This window comes from Ruegeria sp. AI3 (genome assembly GCF_056541245.1).
This window is the reverse complement of sequence record NZ_JBQFYA010000015.1, coordinates 93482-108060: the sequence shown is the minus strand read 5'-3', so window position 1 is coordinate 108060 and position 14579 is coordinate 93482. Positions and strand designations below refer to the sequence as shown.

The following is a 14579-nucleotide window of genomic DNA, read 5'->3' as shown; positions in this document are numbered from 1 at the left end:
CTGCGGTCAGCGTCGTCTTACCATGGTCAACGTGCCCAATCGTGCCGATGTTGACGTGCGGTTTTGTACGCTCAAACTTTTCCTTTGCCATTCCTCAGGCGCCCTTTTGCGATTTGGGGGACCCTTGGTCCCGTGGTTACATCTGCGCGCGCGAGATATTTGGTTCAAAGGGGAAAATCAAGCACATCCTGAGGGAAATGCGCCGATCACGCCGGATTTTGCGTGAGCTCGCTCGTTTCCAGCGGCTGGATCAGGTCCGGACGCCGATCAAACCAACCATTGTCCTTGTGTTCTTCGGCCAGCCACTCTTCGACTCGGTCGGCAACTTTCAGGGCAAGGCCGCTCATCTGCTCTTCTTTTGTGCGGGTATTGCCCGATCCTGTCAGAGCGCTCTCTCCGGTCGTGTCTTCCAGAACTTGGAATTGCTTACCCTTGGCGAGGAATTCTTTCTTCTTCACATCGTAGACATTGACCAGAACAATCGCCGTGCTTTTGGGATTGTAGATGACGGGAATGCCCGGAGGCGCCAGCATATAGCCTTCGAGACTGATACCGATGTCATATTCCTGTGCGCCTTCATAACGGCCGAGACGGATATCAACCGCGTTCTGAATGGCGTTTTCCCATTCTTTTGGAGTCGCATCGCGCGAGACCGGTCCTTGGCGGGCTTTCTCAGCGAAAGCGTAGTTTACGCGCAGCTTGAACTCCCCCAACGACTCGGGTTCTTCATACACTTGCGTCTGCGTGCAGGCGCCCATGAGGGCCAGTCCAGTAATCAGGGTCAAAATGCGCAGCATGATCTCGTCTCGATAGGCCTGTTTTTCTTTGATCTAGCGCACCGATACGGCATGTGCCAAGCCGTATCGGCGGATTTCGCCCGAAACCCTCGACAGATCACGAGAATTTATAGTCACGCGGGAAACCATAAGGGGGTTTTTTCCCGACGCTGGCGCGTTTGGCCAGCCATTGGGACATATCCGCCTCGTGTCGGGTTTTGTCGCCGCCCATGGACCACTTGAGCCCTTCTTCCCAGTTAAAGGTGGTGATGTCGGACAGGCCGCCATCCAGCTCCAACGTGCCCTGCCGGCCGCGCGCCATATTGTATTTCTGCAAACGCACGCCTTTGCCTCGGGTCATCTCGGGCAGCTCTTCGGTCGGGAAAACCAGGAACTTGCCATTCTGCGAGACTACTGCGACGTGATCGCCTGCGACGGGTTTACAGATCATCGCCGTCTCGTCGCCCTTGACGTTGAGTACCTGTTTCCCGTTGCGGGTCTGCGCCAGCACGTCATCCTCGGGCACCATGAAACCGTTGCCAGCGTCCGAGGCCACCAGCAGCTTGCGCCCCGGTTTGTGGATCAGGATGTCGATGATCTGCGCCTCGTTCGGAAGATCGACCATCAGGCGGAGCGGCTCACCCATGCCCCGCCCGCCGGGCAGGTTGGCGGCACTGACGGTGTAGAAGCGTCCGTTCGAGGCAAAGACCAGCAACCGATCCGTGGTTTCCGCATGGAAGATGAACCGGGGGCCGTCACCGTCTTTGAACTTTAATTCACGCTTGAGGTCGATGTGACCGGTCATGGCCCGAATCCAGCCCATCTGAGAGCAGACCACCGTGATCGGTTCCTTATCGATCATCGCCTCAAGCGGCACTTCCTCGACCTGTCCGGCCTCGGCGAACCGGGTACGGCGCGCGCCGCCTTCGTAGTCTTTGCCGAAGGTCTTCTTGGTCTCTTTCAACTGCTCGGCGATCTTGGCCCATTGCAGAGCGGGATCGGCCAGTAGGTCTTCGAGATTGGCGCGCTCCAGCATCAACTCGTCGCGTTCGCGGACCAGTTCCATCTCTTCCAGACGGCGCAGACTGCGCAGGCGCATATTGAGAATCGCGTCGACCTGAACTTCAGACAACTCACCCTCACCCGGTTTGGGCGTGATGTAGTCGGATTCGTCCGTGGCGCGGACGTGATCAATCCCCCAATCCTCGCGCATCAGCGCCGCTTTAGGGTCGTCGTCGTAGCGGATGATGTCGATCACACGGTCGAGGTTGAGGAAGGCGACGATAAAGCCCTCCAACACTTCCAACCGGTGGTCGATCTTGGCCATGCGGTGACGCGAGCGGCGGATCAGGACTTCTTGTCGGTGATCGAGGAAGGCGCGCAGCACTTCCTTCATCGAGCAGACCTTGGGCGTCACACCGTCGATCAGCACGTTCATGTTCAGGCTGAACCGCACCTCAAGATCCGAGTTGCGATAGAGCATGCCCATCAGCACCTCGGGGTCCACGTTCTTGGAACGCGGCTCAAGGATCAGGCGGATGTCATCTGCGGATTCGTCCCGCACGTCGGCAAGGATCGGGATTTTCTTGGTCTGGATCAGTTCCGCGATCTTCTCGATCAGCTTGGATTTCTGAACCTGATAAGGGATCTCGGTAACGACGATCTGCCATTGGCCACGGCCAAGATCTTCGACTTCGAACTTACAGCGCAGCCGGAAGGATCCGCGCCCGGTGCGATAGGCTTGCGCTATGTTCTCGGGCGGTTCGACGATCACGCCGCCTGTCGGAAAATCCGGGCCGGGCACGTAGTTCAACAGCGTATCGTCGCGCGCATCGGGCGTCTTAATCAGATGCAGACAAGCGTCGCAGAGTTCCGAGATATTGTGCGGCGGAATATTCGTCGCCATGCCCACCGCAATACCGCTGGCCCCATTGGCCAGCAGGTTCGGAAACTGCGCAGGCAGCACGACCGGCTCGGTCAGCGTCCCATCATAATTGTCTCGGAAATCAACAGCATCTTCGTTCAGACCTTCCAGCAGCGCCTCGGCCACGATGGTCATCCGCGCTTCGGTGTATCGCGAAGCCGCGGGGTTATCGCCGTCGATATTGCCGAAATTCCCCTGCCCGTCGACCAGCGGGTAGCGGACGTTGAAGTCCTGCGCCAGACGCGCCATCGCGTCGTAAATCGCGGCGTCACCGTGGGGGTGATAGTTACCCATCACATCGCCCGAGATCTTCGCGGACTTCCGGAAACCTCCGGTTGCACTGAGTCGTAGTTCCCTCATCGCATAGAGGATTCGCCTGTGAACCGGTTTCAAACCATCACGCGCATCCGGCAGGGCGCGGTGCATGATGGTGGACAGCGCATAGGTCAGATAGCGCTCACCAATTGCGCGGCGTAGCGGTTCGGCTACCTCGCCCCCATTGTCAGGGGCCTCCATGTTGGGGTCGTCGATCGTATCGTTCATATATGATGTGATACGACGCAAGCGCAGCTTGGTAAAGCAACCAAGACTTATTTTACTGGGGACAAGTCGCGCTTTTTGCAACAGGGGGAGGCAACCCCCGGATTTCCCCCATTTTTCGACTCCCGCCTCGAAATATGCTATGGTCTCATGAATTAAACTGCTGCCAATTCTTGTATTTACGATTTCTTCGGGGGGAAGCGTCATGACGCGCCTGATACTTGTTACTTTTGCCGCCCTTGGCTGGGCCTTCTACGTCATGAGCGGAGGCCCCGATTTCGAGCCGCGCGGCCTGCGCAGTGACAATCCGCAGCGTATGGCGGCCACGTTCGAACCTGCACCCAAGGCGACGCCTCCGGCTGCCGCACCGGTTGAGGAGTTGGTGACCCGCGCCGCAGTTCAACCCATCCCTGTTATTGAGTTTATTGCAGAACCAGAACCTGTTCTGGGTGAGGAAGAAACCAAGGCGCTTCTGTCTCAGGTTGCAGCCGGATTGCAGGCGAATCCGTCCCTGTTCGAAGATCAGGATGTCACGTTGACGCTGGCCTCGTTGGAAGGCGGCGTGACGGCGATGCAGCAGGTCACAACCGATGCCGAACCTGCTGTGGCACCTGTCGCAGAGCCCGAAAAGGACATCCGAGAAATCTCTGGCACTCGCGTCAACATGCGTGACGGGCCGGGCACGATCTATCCCATCATCGGTAAGGCCACGATCGGACAACGGGTCGAGGTCCTGAGCGATTCCGGCACGGGTTGGTTGCGCACACGCGTGTTTCCCGGGCAACAGGTCGGATGGATTTCGGCATCACTGGTCCGCAAAACCACAAACTGACGTCCGGGCGTCATTGCCCTGTTTCCTCTCGCAGCCTAGGTGTTGGGGACGTTGAGGTTCGGGGCCATCATGCAGAAATCAATTCTTATTACCGGCTGCTCGTCCGGCATCGGCCTGGATGCAGCACACGGTATGCGTGCGCGTGGTTGGCGCGTCTTTGCCTCGTGCCGCCAGCAGCGTGATTGCGACAGGCTGCGCGCGCAGGGATTTGAAAGCCCGCGAATTGACTATCAAGACACAGGCAGCATCACCGCCGGACTGGCCGAGGTTCTTGAGGCCACCGGAGGCACTTTGGATGCCCTGTTCAACAACGGAGCGCACGGGCTGCCCGGCGCGGTCGAAGATGTGCCGACCGACGGTTTGCGGTTCATCTTCGAATCGAATGTCTTCGGCTGGCACGAGCTGACGCGGCAGGTCATTCCCGTCATGCGCGAACAGGGTAATGGGCGCATTGTCCAGAACTCCTCGGTTCTGGGGTTGGTCGCGTTCCCCTGGCGCGGCGCCTATGTCGCCACCAAATACGCGATCGAAGGTCTGACCGACACGATGCGCCTGGAACTACGCGGCAGCGGCGTCAAAGTCATCCTGATCGAACCCGGTCCAATCACGTCGAAAATCCGCGAAAAGGCGATCCCGGTGTTCGAGCGCTTCGTGGATTGGGAGAACTCGGTCTTGCGTGACAGGTACGAGGCGTCGCTGCTGAAACGGCTCTATGAAGGCTCTGGCCCGGACACGTTCGAACTGCCTGCCTCGGCGGTCACCAACAAGCTGGCCCACGCGGTCGAAGCGAGACGGCCAAAGGCGCGCTATTACGTGACGACGCCGACCTATATCGCAGGCTATTTGCGGCGAATTCTGCCAACAAAAGCCATCGACCGAATCCTGTCAGACATCTGAGGCAAAATTTCCCGTTCGCTTTTGGCCCTGCAGGCGCTAGATCAGGCGCACCCAAAGAAAAAGCGGACGGTGACTGACGATGGACCCTTTGATGGTCGTTTTGCTCCTGGCGATGGCGGCGGTTGTCGTCGTGCTGACCCTTGGCATCGCAAATTTCGGAAAAAGCGGCATGGATGCCGCCAAGAAGAGCAACAAGATGATGCGCCTGCGCATCCTCTTTCAATTCATTGCCGTATTGCTGATTGTGCTTTACGTCTTCCTGCGCGGACAAGGAGTTTGAAGATGGTCGTTCTGAACAAAATCTACACGCGCACAGGCGATGACGGGAAAACCGCTTTGGGCAATGGCGAACGGGTTGCAAAATACTCGGGTCGCGTGGCCGCATATGGCACGGTTGATGAGCTGAACGCCTTTGTCGGCGTCGCCCGGACCGAAGCCGAGGGCGAAACTGACGCCGCGCTGGCCCGCATTCAAAACGACCTGTTCGATCTGGGGGCTGATTTTTGCCGCCCCGACATGGAAAAAGACGCAGAGGCCGACTACCCGCCGTTGCGCATCGCGCCTGCCCAAATCGACCGGCTAGAGGCTGAAATCGACGCGATGAATGCCGATCTTGAACCGCTGCGCAGCTTCATCCTGCCCGGCGGCTCGGCTTTGGCGGCGCATCTGCATGTCTGCCGCACCGTCTCACGCCGGGCTGAGCGTCTGGCGGTTGAGCTGACCAATATGGAACCTGTCAACGAAGTCGCGGTCAAATACCTGAACCGTCTGAGCGATTGGTTCTTCGTCGCCGCCCGCTGCGCCAACAACAGCGGCAAGGATGATGTCTTGTGGGTTCCGGGCGCGAACCGCTGAAAGCGGCGGGACGTCCAGTGGACGTCCCGGCGACCGGAAGGGCGGTGCCCCGGTTTAGAAGGCAGGCGCAACGTGTCGTCTACTCGGCGCCCCGGTCACCAAAACAATCAATCTACTAAGTTCAGCTGGGCGGGTTGGCGACAACGACCAAGTCCTTCCGACCGCACCATCGTCGGCCAACCTTCAAAAAATCTGTGCTCCCTATTCGTTAAAAAACACAAAACGCGACGTCTCAAGCCCATGACGTGACGATTTTGCTCTGTTGTCGATGAGATTGAGGCGCTATCTAGTCCCGCGAGAGCATTGGTGGAGTCGCGACGCGGCTTGCCGTTTTTGTAAGGAGCGAACGCAAAAATGAAGGTACTTGTGCCTGTCAAGCGCGTGATTGACTACAACGTTAAAGTCCGTGTTAAGGCGGATGGCAGCGGTGTTGATCTCGCCAATGTAAAGATGTCGATGAACCCGTTCGACGAGATTGCAGTTGAAGAGGCGATCCGCCTGAAAGAAGCAGGTAAGGCTGACGAAGTTGTTGCTGTTTCGATCGGCGTGAAGCAGGCGCAGGAGACGCTGCGGACTGCTCTGGCCATGGGTGCGGACCGCGCGATCCTGGTTATTGCTGCGGATGACGTCCACACGGATATCGAGCCTCTGGCCGTCGCAAAAATCCTGGCCAAAGTGGTCGAGGAAGAGCAGCCAGGCATCGTTCTGGCGGGCAAGCAGGCGATCGACAACGACATGAACGCCACCGGCCAGATGCTGTCGGCCTTGCTGGGCTGGAGCCAGGGCACCTTCGCGTCCGAGCTGGACATCGAAGGCGACACCGCCAAGATCACCCGTGAGGTTGACGGCGGCCTGCAGACTATCAACGTCAAGATGCCGACCATCGTGACCGTTGACCTCCGCCTGAACGAGCCGCGCTATGCGTCGCTGCCGAACATCATGAAGGCGAAGAAAAAGCCGCTGGATGAGAAAACCGCCGCCGATTACGGCGTCGACGTCACTCCGCGTCTGGAAATCGTCAAAACCGACGAGCCGCCGGCCCGTGCCGCTGGTATCGTCGTCGGCTCGGTTGATGAGCTGGTCTCGAAACTCAAAGAAGCGGGGGCTGTGTAATGGCTGTACTTCTGCTTGCCGAAGTCAACAACGGCGAACTGTCGCTGGACGCCACCGCCAAGGCCGTGTCCGCTGCGAAATCGCTGGGTGATGTGACCGTTCTGGCAGCGGGCGGTTCTGCCGCTGCTGCCGGTGAGGCTGCTGCCAAGATCGACGGCGTGTCCAAGGTTCTGGTTGCTGAAGACGAGTCGCTGGGCCACCGCCTGGCGGAATCGACCGCAGCACTGATCGTAGGCCTGGCCGATGGCTATGAGCACATCGTTGCCCCTGCCACCACCGACGCCAAGAACGTCATGCCGCGCGTTGCTGCGCTGCTGGACGTGATGGTGATCTCGGATGCGTCCGGCGTGGTTGACGGCTCGACCTTCGAGCGTCCGATTTATGCAGGCAACGCGATCCAGACCGTCAAATCGAACGACGCCAAAAAAGTCGTCACCTTCCGCACCGCTTCCTTTGATGCGGCAGGCGAAGGCGGTTCGGCTGCGGTTGAGACCATCTCGGTTGGCGAAAACCCCGGCCTGTCGTCCTGGGTTGAGGACAAGGTTGCCGAGAGCGACCGTCCCGAGCTGACCTCGGCTGGTGTTGTTGTTTCGGGCGGCCGTGGTGTCGGATCGGAAGAAGACTTCAAATTGATCGAGACTCTGGCTGACAAGCTCGGCGCCGCTGTTGGCGCGTCGCGTGCCGCCGTGGACTCGGGCTATGCCCCGAACGATTGGCAGGTGGGTCAGACCGGTAAGGTTGTTGCACCGGACCTGTATGTCGCCGTCGGCATCTCGGGCGCGATCCAGCACTTGGCTGGTATGAAGGACTCGAAGGTCATCGTTGCGATCAACAAAGACGAAGAAGCACCGATCTTCCAGGTTGCTGACTTCGGTCTGGTTGCTGACCTGTTCCAGGCCGTACCCGAACTGACCGAGAAACTCGGCTGATCGAACCAAGCGGTTGCTTGGAAAACCATTGTAAGGCCCGCCCCCTCGGCGGGCCTTTTTCAATGCAAATCACGGATCGATCGGGAAAGCGCTTCTGCGATCCGACGATGGGTCGCCGGGCCGATCATATGTTCGGCCATAGGCTGCTGAAGGGTCCCGAACAGCATATCCTCCAACTCATCCGATTCGCCGGAGATCCGGACTGACATCGAAACGACATCCGCACCGAACGGACGCAGTGCGTCCAACATCTCGGTATCCACAAAGACCGGTTCACAGCCCAGCGGTGCGGCGACCTCATGGGCGATCTCGCCATCGACCTGCAGGTTCAGCAAAACGACCGGAGGCCGGACCTCCTGTAGAAAAGCGCCAAGCGTCTCGACCCACTTTTTGCGCAACTCGTGGGTGACGATTTCGAAGCGTGCGTCCGAATAGGAATGCAACAGCCCCAGCAAGTGACGCACAAAATGGACGTCCGTAAAATCCACCTCAGGGTAAAGCGTCAGCAGGTCCGGTGTAGGAGACAGAAACCGGTCATTGCGGCGCGGATGCACCCGGTAAAAGCGATTCGATTGCCCCAGCGCCCCCGGCAATTGCAGCACGCAAAGATCGGAATCATTCGCCAGCTCAACCAAGGTGGAATCGCCGCACAGCGCCTCAACCCCACAAAGAAGACTGCCAAAGTTGACGCATTTGCGGTCCAGCAAGCCTTCGAGAATCGCGGCATAGGGGTGCTCAACGAACCTCCCAAAGGTCTCATCCCCTCCGATACATGCCAGATAGGAGCCGTCCAATGCGCGCGACGGCCCCCGGAACCGTAGTTTTGACTCCCCATACTGACAGATGCTGTCTTCGGGCACTGCTGCGCCCGTTCGATGATAGCTCATATCACTCACCCAATTTTTCACCCGGTTGCCATCTTGCCGTCGCAAGTCTTGCGAAATTGCTAATGCGCGGATTTGAGGCAAGTTTGACCGATCCGCAGACCTCTGATGCCTCTTGCCGCCCGCCCCAAACTGCCGGTAATGTCGCGGCGAGCTGAGAGCAGAGGCACCAGAGCATGGAAATCAAATCGGTCGGAGTGATTGGCGCAGGCCAGATGGGCAACGGGATCGCGCATGTTCTGGCCTTGGCCGGCTATGACGTTCTGGTCAATGACGTCAACAAGGACGCCCTGGACAATGCCGTTAAGACGATTGAGGGCAATCTGGCGCGTCAGGCTTCACGCGGGAAGATCTCGGACGAGGCTGTGCAAGCCGCTTTGGGGCGGATCACCACCACGCTGGAATTGCCGCGTCTGGGCCAGACCGATCTGGTGATCGAGGCCGCGACCGAGCGTGAGACGATCAAACAGGCGATCTTTGAGGATCTGCAACCGCATTTGCTGCCCCATACAATCCTGACATCGAACACATCCTCGATCTCGATCACACGTCTGGCCAGCCGGACCGACCGGCCAGAGCGGTTCATGGGGTTCCACTTCATGAACCCGGTGCCCGTCATGCAACTGGTCGAGCTGATCCGAGGGATTGCCACCGACGAAGAGACCTATAACGCCTGTAAGGCCGTTGTCGACAAACTGGGCAAAACCGCCGCCAGCGCCGAGGATTTTCCGGCTTTTATCGTGAACCGTATCCTGATGCCGATGATCAACGAGGCGGTCTATACGCTCTATGAAGGTGTGGGGAGTGTTCAATCCATCGACCAATCGATGAAGCTGGGCGCCAATCACCCGATGGGACCGCTGGAACTGGCAGATTTCATTGGGCTCGACACCTGTCTGGCGATCATGAACGTGTTGCATGACGGATTGGCCGATACCAAGTATCGCCCCTGTCCGCTGCTGACGAAATATGTCGAGGCTGGATGGCTGGGGCGCAAGACCCAGCGTGGATTCTACGACTATCGCGGCGACGTGCCGGTTCCGACGCGCTAATAGGGGGCCGGCCCCCTCGCCCGGATTTCATCCGGTCTCACCCCCGGGATACTTTAGCCAGATGAAGGAGCGGATCAGCGCTTTGCTATGCCGCCCAAGGACATCGTGTGGTTTCGTAGCCACGCCATGAATCCACGCGGGTCGCGTTCGAGCAGCTGCATGTCTTCGCCCGAGATCGGCTCTCCGATCACCGGGGATTGGGGCTTGTTGCACGAGCGGACGATCTCGTGCAGCAACAAGCCCTGCCGCAGGATCGGCGAGAGTTTGTTGGCGATCTGATAGGCGCGCGAGTTGCGGCCGGGGAAGTAGATCGGCACCACGGTCGCGCCTGAACGGCGTATCATCTTGGCGGTGAAGACGTTCCATTCGCGTTCAATCGCCGGCCCGAACCAATCATCCGAGGACATCACTACACCCGAGGGGAACAGGGCGACCACGCCGCCCTCTTTCAGGTGGTCCATCGCCTTGGTCCGCATTTCCAGCATTTTGGTTTGCGCTTCAGGATCATGCGGGAAGGGAACCGGGATCATAAACGAGGTCGCGGCCTCATCCAAGCCAGTCAGAACCGAGCGGGTCAGAATACGGTAGTCGCTACGGACACGTCCAATCAGTTCAGCGAAAATCATGCCGTCCACCATGCCATGAGGATGGTTGGCGACAACGACAACGGCGCCGGTTTTGGGAATACGTGCGATCTGTTCCTCGGGTGTGGTGAGGGTGATCCCCATCGTCTTGAGCGCCCCACCCCAGAACCGCTGGCCGCGATACTGCTCGTTTTTCTTTTCGAATTTATTGACCATCCGAAGAATGGTCAGCTTGCCAGTAAACCATTCGATGGCGCGGATTGCCGTCGCGGTCCAGGCATCGTCGAACGAATTGGCATAGGTCAGGGTTCTACGGTCGTAGACCTCGCCCTGATCTTCGGTCCCGTCTACAACGGGGCCTGTCTTGGTGTCGTGCGTTGTTTCCGCCAATTCCTGGTCTTCCCGTTCTTCCTGTCCCGGCGGGGTGGCTTTAGAACCCCTCGCCGAACTTGTCGTTCACAAGCGTTTCCAAGGCTTCTGCCAATGCCTCAGCATCCGGCCCGGAGGTCTCGACGTCAATAGTGGTTCCGCGCGAGGCTGCCAACATCAAAAGGCCCATGATACTGTCGCCTGATGCAGAAAGTCCGTCCTTGGAGACTTCGGCACTGGCATCGAAACCTTCTACCACCTCAACCAGCTTGGCCGAGGCGCGGGCGTGCAGGCCCTTTTCATTGATGATTTTCAAGCTTCGATTGGTCATTTCAATACGTCCGGTCCTAGTCCAATGTCACATTTTGCGCATTGATGTACTTGCGTCCAGCCTCCATCGCGTGACGCACGGCGTCGGCCACGGGCAAGTGGCGACTTTTAGCCAGTTTGATCAGCATGGGAAGGTTCGCGCCATACAAAATGCGCCGATCCTGCGGCGCACAGGCCCGGAGGCTAAGGTTCGACGGGCTGCCACCGAACAGGTCCGTAACGATCACCACACCGCCACCCATATCAACGTCATTTGCGGCGCGGCAGATTTCGGCCTGCTTTTCATCGCGGTCATGATCGGCTTCGATCGCAATCGCGACCAGGCCGGGCTGAGGCCCGACAACATGCTGCATGGCGGCCAGATACTCTTTGGCCAACCCTCCATGCGCTACGATCACTATCCCGATCAATCCGGCCTCACATTCAATGCGCGTCGTTCCATCTCGCGGTGCCTAATTGCCACCTGCTGCCCCCTGTCTGCAAGGGCTTTCGCAATCGCCTCGGCCAAAGCGACAGATCTGTGCTGGCCGCCGGTACACCCGAAAGCAACCGACAGGTGCGCTTTACCCTCGGCGCGAAAGGCAGGCAGCAGAAGGTCCAGCATTCCGACCACCCGGTCAAAGAACGGAGCGTAGTTCTTGTCATTTTGGACATAGCGCGCCACGTCAGCGTTTCGACCATCAGCAGCACGCAATTCGGGGCGCCAGTAAGGATTGGCCAGAAAACGGCAATCAAACACCATGTCGAGGCCGCGCGGCAGGCCGCGCTTATACGAGAAGGACTCGATCGAGACCGCAAGATGGCGGCCACCTTGTGGGGCGAACCAGTGTTCGACCTCTTCACGCAGTTGGTGAACATTCAGGGCGCTGGTGTCGATCAGGGTATCGGCGATTTCGCGAATTGGGGCCAGCAGCTCTTTTTCCTGACGCACGCCGGTTTCAGGGCCCGCGTCCTTTGCCACAGGGTGGCGCCTGCGAGTTTCCGAGAAGCGGCGCAGAAGAACCTCATCACTGCAATCCAGATAGAGGACGGTCAGGTCAACCTGTTCCATGCGGCCCAGCTTGGCGGCCAGTTCGATAAAGCCGATTGTAGAGAAATCCCGGTTGCGCGCATCAATTCCCAACGCCATGGGCCGATCGTTCCCCGAGCCTTCCAGCAGGCGCGTGAGCAGCCCCATGGGCAGATTGTCTATCGCCTCAAACCCCAGATCCTCAAGCACGTGAATGGCTGTCGATCGTCCTGCGCCGGACGGCCCGGTCACCAGAACGATCCGCCGTTGCGCTGTCATGTGCTGGTCCATCCCGGGTCTACGCGCCCCATTTTAAGCAGTTGCATCAGTGCTTCGGCCAAATTGGGCACGCCAGCGCCAAACAACAAGGGTACATAGTGCCCCAGCAGTTGCAAAGTAACGGGCTCTGGCAGGCGGGTGGTTTGCGTCTGGTCCATGTCGATCACATAACCCAAGGCCACCGGGCCGCAAGGGGCGGCGCGCAACAGTCCGATGCCACGCGCCTCGATCAAGCCGGCAATCCGCTGTGGTGCGTCGGCAATCACCGCGCCCTCGTCCCGGCTCAGATCGACCCGATCGTCGGCAACCAGATCGGCCCCAAGGGCCATCATGCGAAGGGCGAGTGAGGATTTACCCGACCCCGAGGCCCCAACGATCAGCAGCCCCCGCCCCTCAACCGCGACACAGGTTGCGTGAACGCAGGCACTCTCCATGTCCGCGATGTCTGAAAGAGTCTGACTGCACATGTCCTAGACAGGAAGCCCCACGACGAAACGCGCACCCAGCGGCTCCGAGGTGACATCGGCTTCGGTCGGTCGGATATTCTCAGCCCAGATCACACCGCCATGAGCTTCGACAATCTGTTTCGAGATCGCCAGGCCGAGGCCGGAGTTGTTGCCAAAATGCTCCTCGGGGCGCTCAGAGTAGAAGCGTTTGAAGACCTTGGTCAGAGCCTGTTCTGGTATGCCGGGGCCTGTGTCTTCGACAACGACAAGCACACGGTGGTCGCGTTGACGTACCCAAACGCGGATCGCATCGCCCTCCTCGCAGAAGGAGATCGCATTGGTGATCAGATTGACGAAAACCTGGGCCAAGCGCGCCTCAAGCCCATTGATCACGATCGGGTCGGCGGGTAGATCGGTGGCGTATTCAATGCCCTTAGACTTGGCATCTTCGCCCAGAAACTGACCCAAATTGTCCAGCAGTTTCAGCAGGTCAAAGGGCTGCTCAGCCTCTTTCACAAGCTCCGCATCCAGCCGCGAGGCGTTAGAGATGTCGCTGACCAGACGGTCGAGACGCCGCACGTCATGTTCGATGACTCCCATCAGCTTTTCGCGCTGATCGTCGCGCTTGACCATCCGCAGCGTTCCCACGGCGGATTGAAGACTGGCCAGCGGGTTCTTGATCTCATGCGCCACGTCGGCCGCGAACTGTTCATTTGCGTCAATCCGGTTGTAGAGTGCCGTGACCATGCCCCGCAGCGCCAGGCTAAGGCGACCAATCTCATCGGGACGCGCGCTGAGGTCCGGGATACGAATGCGGCCCGGATTAACGCCTGTACCCCGGTCCTTGCCCATCTCGGCCGCGGCGGCCAGATCGGCCAGCGGATTGGCAATGGTCGACGCCAGAACAAGGCTGAGACCGACCGAGACCAGCAGAGCCACAACAAACATTTGCAGGATCCGCTCCTGCTCTCGCCGGGCCAGCGCGTCGATCTCGCCTGCCGGTCCGGTTATGGCAACAGCTCCAACCGTCGTGTCGTTGAACACGATGGGAGCGGCGGCAACGATCACCGTCTCTTCCATCTCGTCCTGCACAGCTTGCACCTGTGTTCTGCCGCCAAGCGTATCAGGGATGATGGATTGCACCCGTTGGGCCAGTGTCGGGGCCTCGTCAGTCGTTGACCAGTTGAATACCCGGGACACCCCGGTCCATACCGCATTCAAAGCGTCACTGATAACGGTGCTTCCGGTTTGGATGTCCGCCTCTGATTGCAGGATGGTTGACAGATCCACCGCAACTGAGGCACCCCGCGTCCAGCCGATCAACGTGCCGCTGGCGTCGTAGACGAAAACTTCGCCACCTTCTGGTAGGCTTAACCCTGCCAGCGTGTCACCCACATCCAGCACCCGCGGATTCTGAGCGCCCGCGGCTGCGTTCTGACGGATCTGAGCCTCGAACACGTTGCTGACCAGCTGCGCATCACCCATCAGGTTGCGCGCGGTTTGCTGAACCTGTTCCTTCCGAGAATCGTCCAGATACAAAAGCCCGGTCACCAGAATGACCAAAGCGATCAGGTTGAAGGTGACGATCTTGCGCGCCAAAGGCGAGCCACGCAGAGAAAACAGGTTCCTCCGCGACCGCTTTTCTCGCAGTTCAGCAGACTCGGGGTCTTGTGGGATAACCCAGTCATCCCCGATGACGACATCACCGTCGTGCAGCTCGTCAAATTGGTCAGTGTCACGCACGGGACCACAATACCTTC

17 protein-coding genes are annotated in these 14579 nt (G+C 59.0%); 7 read left to right on the top strand and 10 right to left on the bottom strand.

Features of this window, described 5'->3' with window-relative positions:
• The 3 genes from ACRZ95_RS19990 to parC all read right to left on the bottom strand — a co-directional run.
• Nucleotides 1–91: GTP-binding protein (locus ACRZ95_RS19990; RefSeq protein ID WP_215675807.1), on the bottom strand; the 91-nt coding region annotated here is incomplete at its 3' end.
• 115 nt (nucleotides 92–206) lie between these two features.
• Nucleotides 207–797 carry a hypothetical protein gene (locus ACRZ95_RS19985; protein ID WP_170380416.1) on the bottom strand — a complete coding sequence of 197 codons (591 nt, stop codon included), beginning with the start codon at nucleotides 795–797 and terminating at the stop codon, nucleotides 207–209.
• A gap of 97 nt (nucleotides 798–894) precedes the next feature.
• A complete protein-coding gene (parC, locus tag ACRZ95_RS19980) occupies nucleotides 895–3243 on the bottom strand; it encodes a DNA topoisomerase IV subunit A (RefSeq protein ID WP_170681210.1) in 2349 nt (782 codons plus the stop codon).
• Nucleotides 3244–3445: 202 nt separating this feature from the next.
• Between parC and ACRZ95_RS19975 the strand changes: the two genes are divergently transcribed.
• The 6 genes from ACRZ95_RS19975 to ACRZ95_RS19950 all read left to right on the top strand — a co-directional run bounded on the left by ACRZ95_RS19975 (nucleotide 3446) and on the right by ACRZ95_RS19950 (nucleotide 7866).
• Entirely contained in the window at nucleotides 3446–4072 is a 627-nt protein-coding gene (locus ACRZ95_RS19975) for an SH3 domain-containing protein (protein ID WP_480555471.1), read from the top strand.
• 69 nt (nucleotides 4073–4141) lie between these two features.
• Nucleotides 4142–4969, top strand: coding sequence for an SDR family NAD(P)-dependent oxidoreductase (locus ACRZ95_RS19970; protein ID WP_170681212.1), 828 nt, complete (start codon nucleotides 4142–4144; stop codon nucleotides 4967–4969).
• A 79-nt stretch (nucleotides 4970–5048) separates the two neighbouring features.
• A complete protein-coding gene (locus ACRZ95_RS19965; protein WP_170380419.1) occupies nucleotides 5049–5249 on the top strand; it encodes a twin transmembrane helix small protein in 201 nt (66 codons plus the stop codon).
• A 2-nt stretch (nucleotides 5250–5251) separates the two neighbouring features.
• On the top strand, nucleotides 5252–5824 hold the full coding sequence (locus ACRZ95_RS19960; protein WP_170380420.1) for a cob(I)yrinic acid a,c-diamide adenosyltransferase: 573 nt from the start codon (nucleotides 5252–5254) through the stop codon (nucleotides 5822–5824).
• A gap of 354 nt (nucleotides 5825–6178) precedes the next feature.
• The gene (locus ACRZ95_RS19955) at nucleotides 6179–6937 is read left to right on the top strand and encodes an electron transfer flavoprotein subunit beta/FixA family protein (RefSeq protein ID WP_170556409.1); all 759 of its coding nucleotides are present in this window, start codon (nucleotides 6179–6181) and stop codon (nucleotides 6935–6937) included.
• A complete protein-coding gene (locus tag ACRZ95_RS19950; RefSeq protein ID WP_170380422.1) occupies nucleotides 6937–7866 on the top strand; it encodes an electron transfer flavoprotein subunit alpha/FixB family protein in 930 nt (309 codons plus the stop codon). The genes ACRZ95_RS19955 and ACRZ95_RS19950 overlap by 1 nt, the downstream gene beginning before the upstream one ends.
• A gap of 59 nt (nucleotides 7867–7925) precedes the next feature.
• Here ACRZ95_RS19950 and ACRZ95_RS19945 read toward each other — a convergent pair whose 3' ends face one another.
• Complete coding sequence (locus tag ACRZ95_RS19945; RefSeq protein ID WP_480555467.1) at nucleotides 7926–8753, bottom strand: DUF6473 family protein; 828 nt, start codon at nucleotides 8751–8753, stop codon at nucleotides 7926–7928.
• A 173-nt stretch (nucleotides 8754–8926) separates the two neighbouring features.
• On the opposite strand from ACRZ95_RS19945, the gene ACRZ95_RS19940 reads away from it, so the two are divergent.
• A complete protein-coding gene (locus tag ACRZ95_RS19940; RefSeq protein WP_170474043.1) occupies nucleotides 8927–9802 on the top strand; it encodes a 3-hydroxybutyryl-CoA dehydrogenase in 876 nt (291 codons plus the stop codon).
• A gap of 74 nt (nucleotides 9803–9876) precedes the next feature.
• Here ACRZ95_RS19940 and ACRZ95_RS19935 read toward each other — a convergent pair whose 3' ends face one another.
• Genes ACRZ95_RS19935 through ACRZ95_RS19910 form a run of 6 tightly spaced genes read right to left on the bottom strand, consistent with a single transcriptional unit; the run spans nucleotide 9877 to nucleotide 14562 of the window.
• A complete protein-coding gene (locus tag ACRZ95_RS19935; protein ID WP_170681214.1) occupies nucleotides 9877–10776 on the bottom strand; it encodes a lysophospholipid acyltransferase family protein in 900 nt (299 codons plus the stop codon).
• A gap of 40 nt (nucleotides 10777–10816) precedes the next feature.
• A complete protein-coding gene (locus ACRZ95_RS19930; RefSeq protein ID WP_170380425.1) occupies nucleotides 10817–11086 on the bottom strand; it encodes an HPr family phosphocarrier protein in 270 nt (89 codons plus the stop codon).
• Nucleotides 11087–11102: 16 nt separating this feature from the next.
• The gene (locus ACRZ95_RS19925) at nucleotides 11103–11495 is read right to left on the bottom strand and encodes a PTS sugar transporter subunit IIA (protein WP_170474049.1); all 393 of its coding nucleotides are present in this window, start codon (nucleotides 11493–11495) and stop codon (nucleotides 11103–11105) included.
• On the bottom strand, nucleotides 11492–12373 hold the full coding sequence (gene rapZ, locus ACRZ95_RS19920; RefSeq protein WP_170681216.1) for an RNase adapter RapZ: 882 nt from the start codon (nucleotides 12371–12373) through the stop codon (nucleotides 11492–11494). The genes ACRZ95_RS19925 and rapZ overlap by 4 nt, the downstream gene beginning before the upstream one ends.
• Nucleotides 12370–12807 (bottom strand): HPr kinase/phosphorylase, encoded by a 438-nt coding sequence (locus ACRZ95_RS19915; protein WP_480555465.1) that lies wholly within the window; start codon nucleotides 12805–12807, stop codon nucleotides 12370–12372. The genes rapZ and ACRZ95_RS19915 overlap by 4 nt, the downstream gene beginning before the upstream one ends.
• 36 nt (nucleotides 12808–12843) lie before the next feature.
• On the bottom strand, nucleotides 12844–14562 hold the full coding sequence (locus ACRZ95_RS19910) for a sensor histidine kinase (protein WP_170641374.1): 1719 nt from the start codon (nucleotides 14560–14562) through the stop codon (nucleotides 12844–12846).
• Nucleotides 14563–14579: the final 17 nt, after the last annotated feature.

Coding starts and splice junctions, on each gene's coding strand:
- ACRZ95_RS19985 (WP_170380416.1), bottom strand. CDS start 797: ATGCTGCGCATTTTGACCCTGATTACTGGACTGGCCCTCATGGGCGCC.
- parC (WP_170681210.1), bottom strand. CDS start 3,243: ATGAACGATACGATCGACGACCCCAACATGGAGGCCCCTGACAATGGG.
- ACRZ95_RS19975 (WP_480555471.1), top strand. CDS start 3,446: ATGACGCGCCTGATACTTGTTACTTTTGCCGCCCTTGGCTGGGCCTTC.
- ACRZ95_RS19970 (WP_170681212.1), top strand. CDS start 4,142: ATGCAGAAATCAATTCTTATTACCGGCTGCTCGTCCGGCATCGGCCTG.
- ACRZ95_RS19965 (WP_170380419.1), top strand. CDS start 5,049: ATGGACCCTTTGATGGTCGTTTTGCTCCTGGCGATGGCGGCGGTTGTC.
- ACRZ95_RS19960 (WP_170380420.1), top strand. CDS start 5,252: ATGGTCGTTCTGAACAAAATCTACACGCGCACAGGCGATGACGGGAAA.
- ACRZ95_RS19955 (WP_170556409.1), top strand. CDS start 6,179: ATGAAGGTACTTGTGCCTGTCAAGCGCGTGATTGACTACAACGTTAAA.
- ACRZ95_RS19950 (WP_170380422.1), top strand. CDS start 6,937: ATGGCTGTACTTCTGCTTGCCGAAGTCAACAACGGCGAACTGTCGCTG.
- ACRZ95_RS19945 (WP_480555467.1), bottom strand. CDS start 8,753: ATGAGCTATCATCGAACGGGCGCAGCAGTGCCCGAAGACAGCATCTGT.
- ACRZ95_RS19940 (WP_170474043.1), top strand. CDS start 8,927: ATGGAAATCAAATCGGTCGGAGTGATTGGCGCAGGCCAGATGGGCAAC.
- ACRZ95_RS19930 (WP_170380425.1), bottom strand. CDS start 11,086: ATGACCAATCGAAGCTTGAAAATCATCAATGAAAAGGGCCTGCACGCC.
- rapZ (WP_170681216.1), bottom strand. CDS start 12,373: ATGACAGCGCAACGGCGGATCGTTCTGGTGACCGGGCCGTCCGGCGCA.
- ACRZ95_RS19915 (WP_480555465.1), bottom strand. CDS start 12,807: ATGGAGAGTGCCTGCGTTCACGCAACCTGTGTCGCGGTTGAGGGGCGG.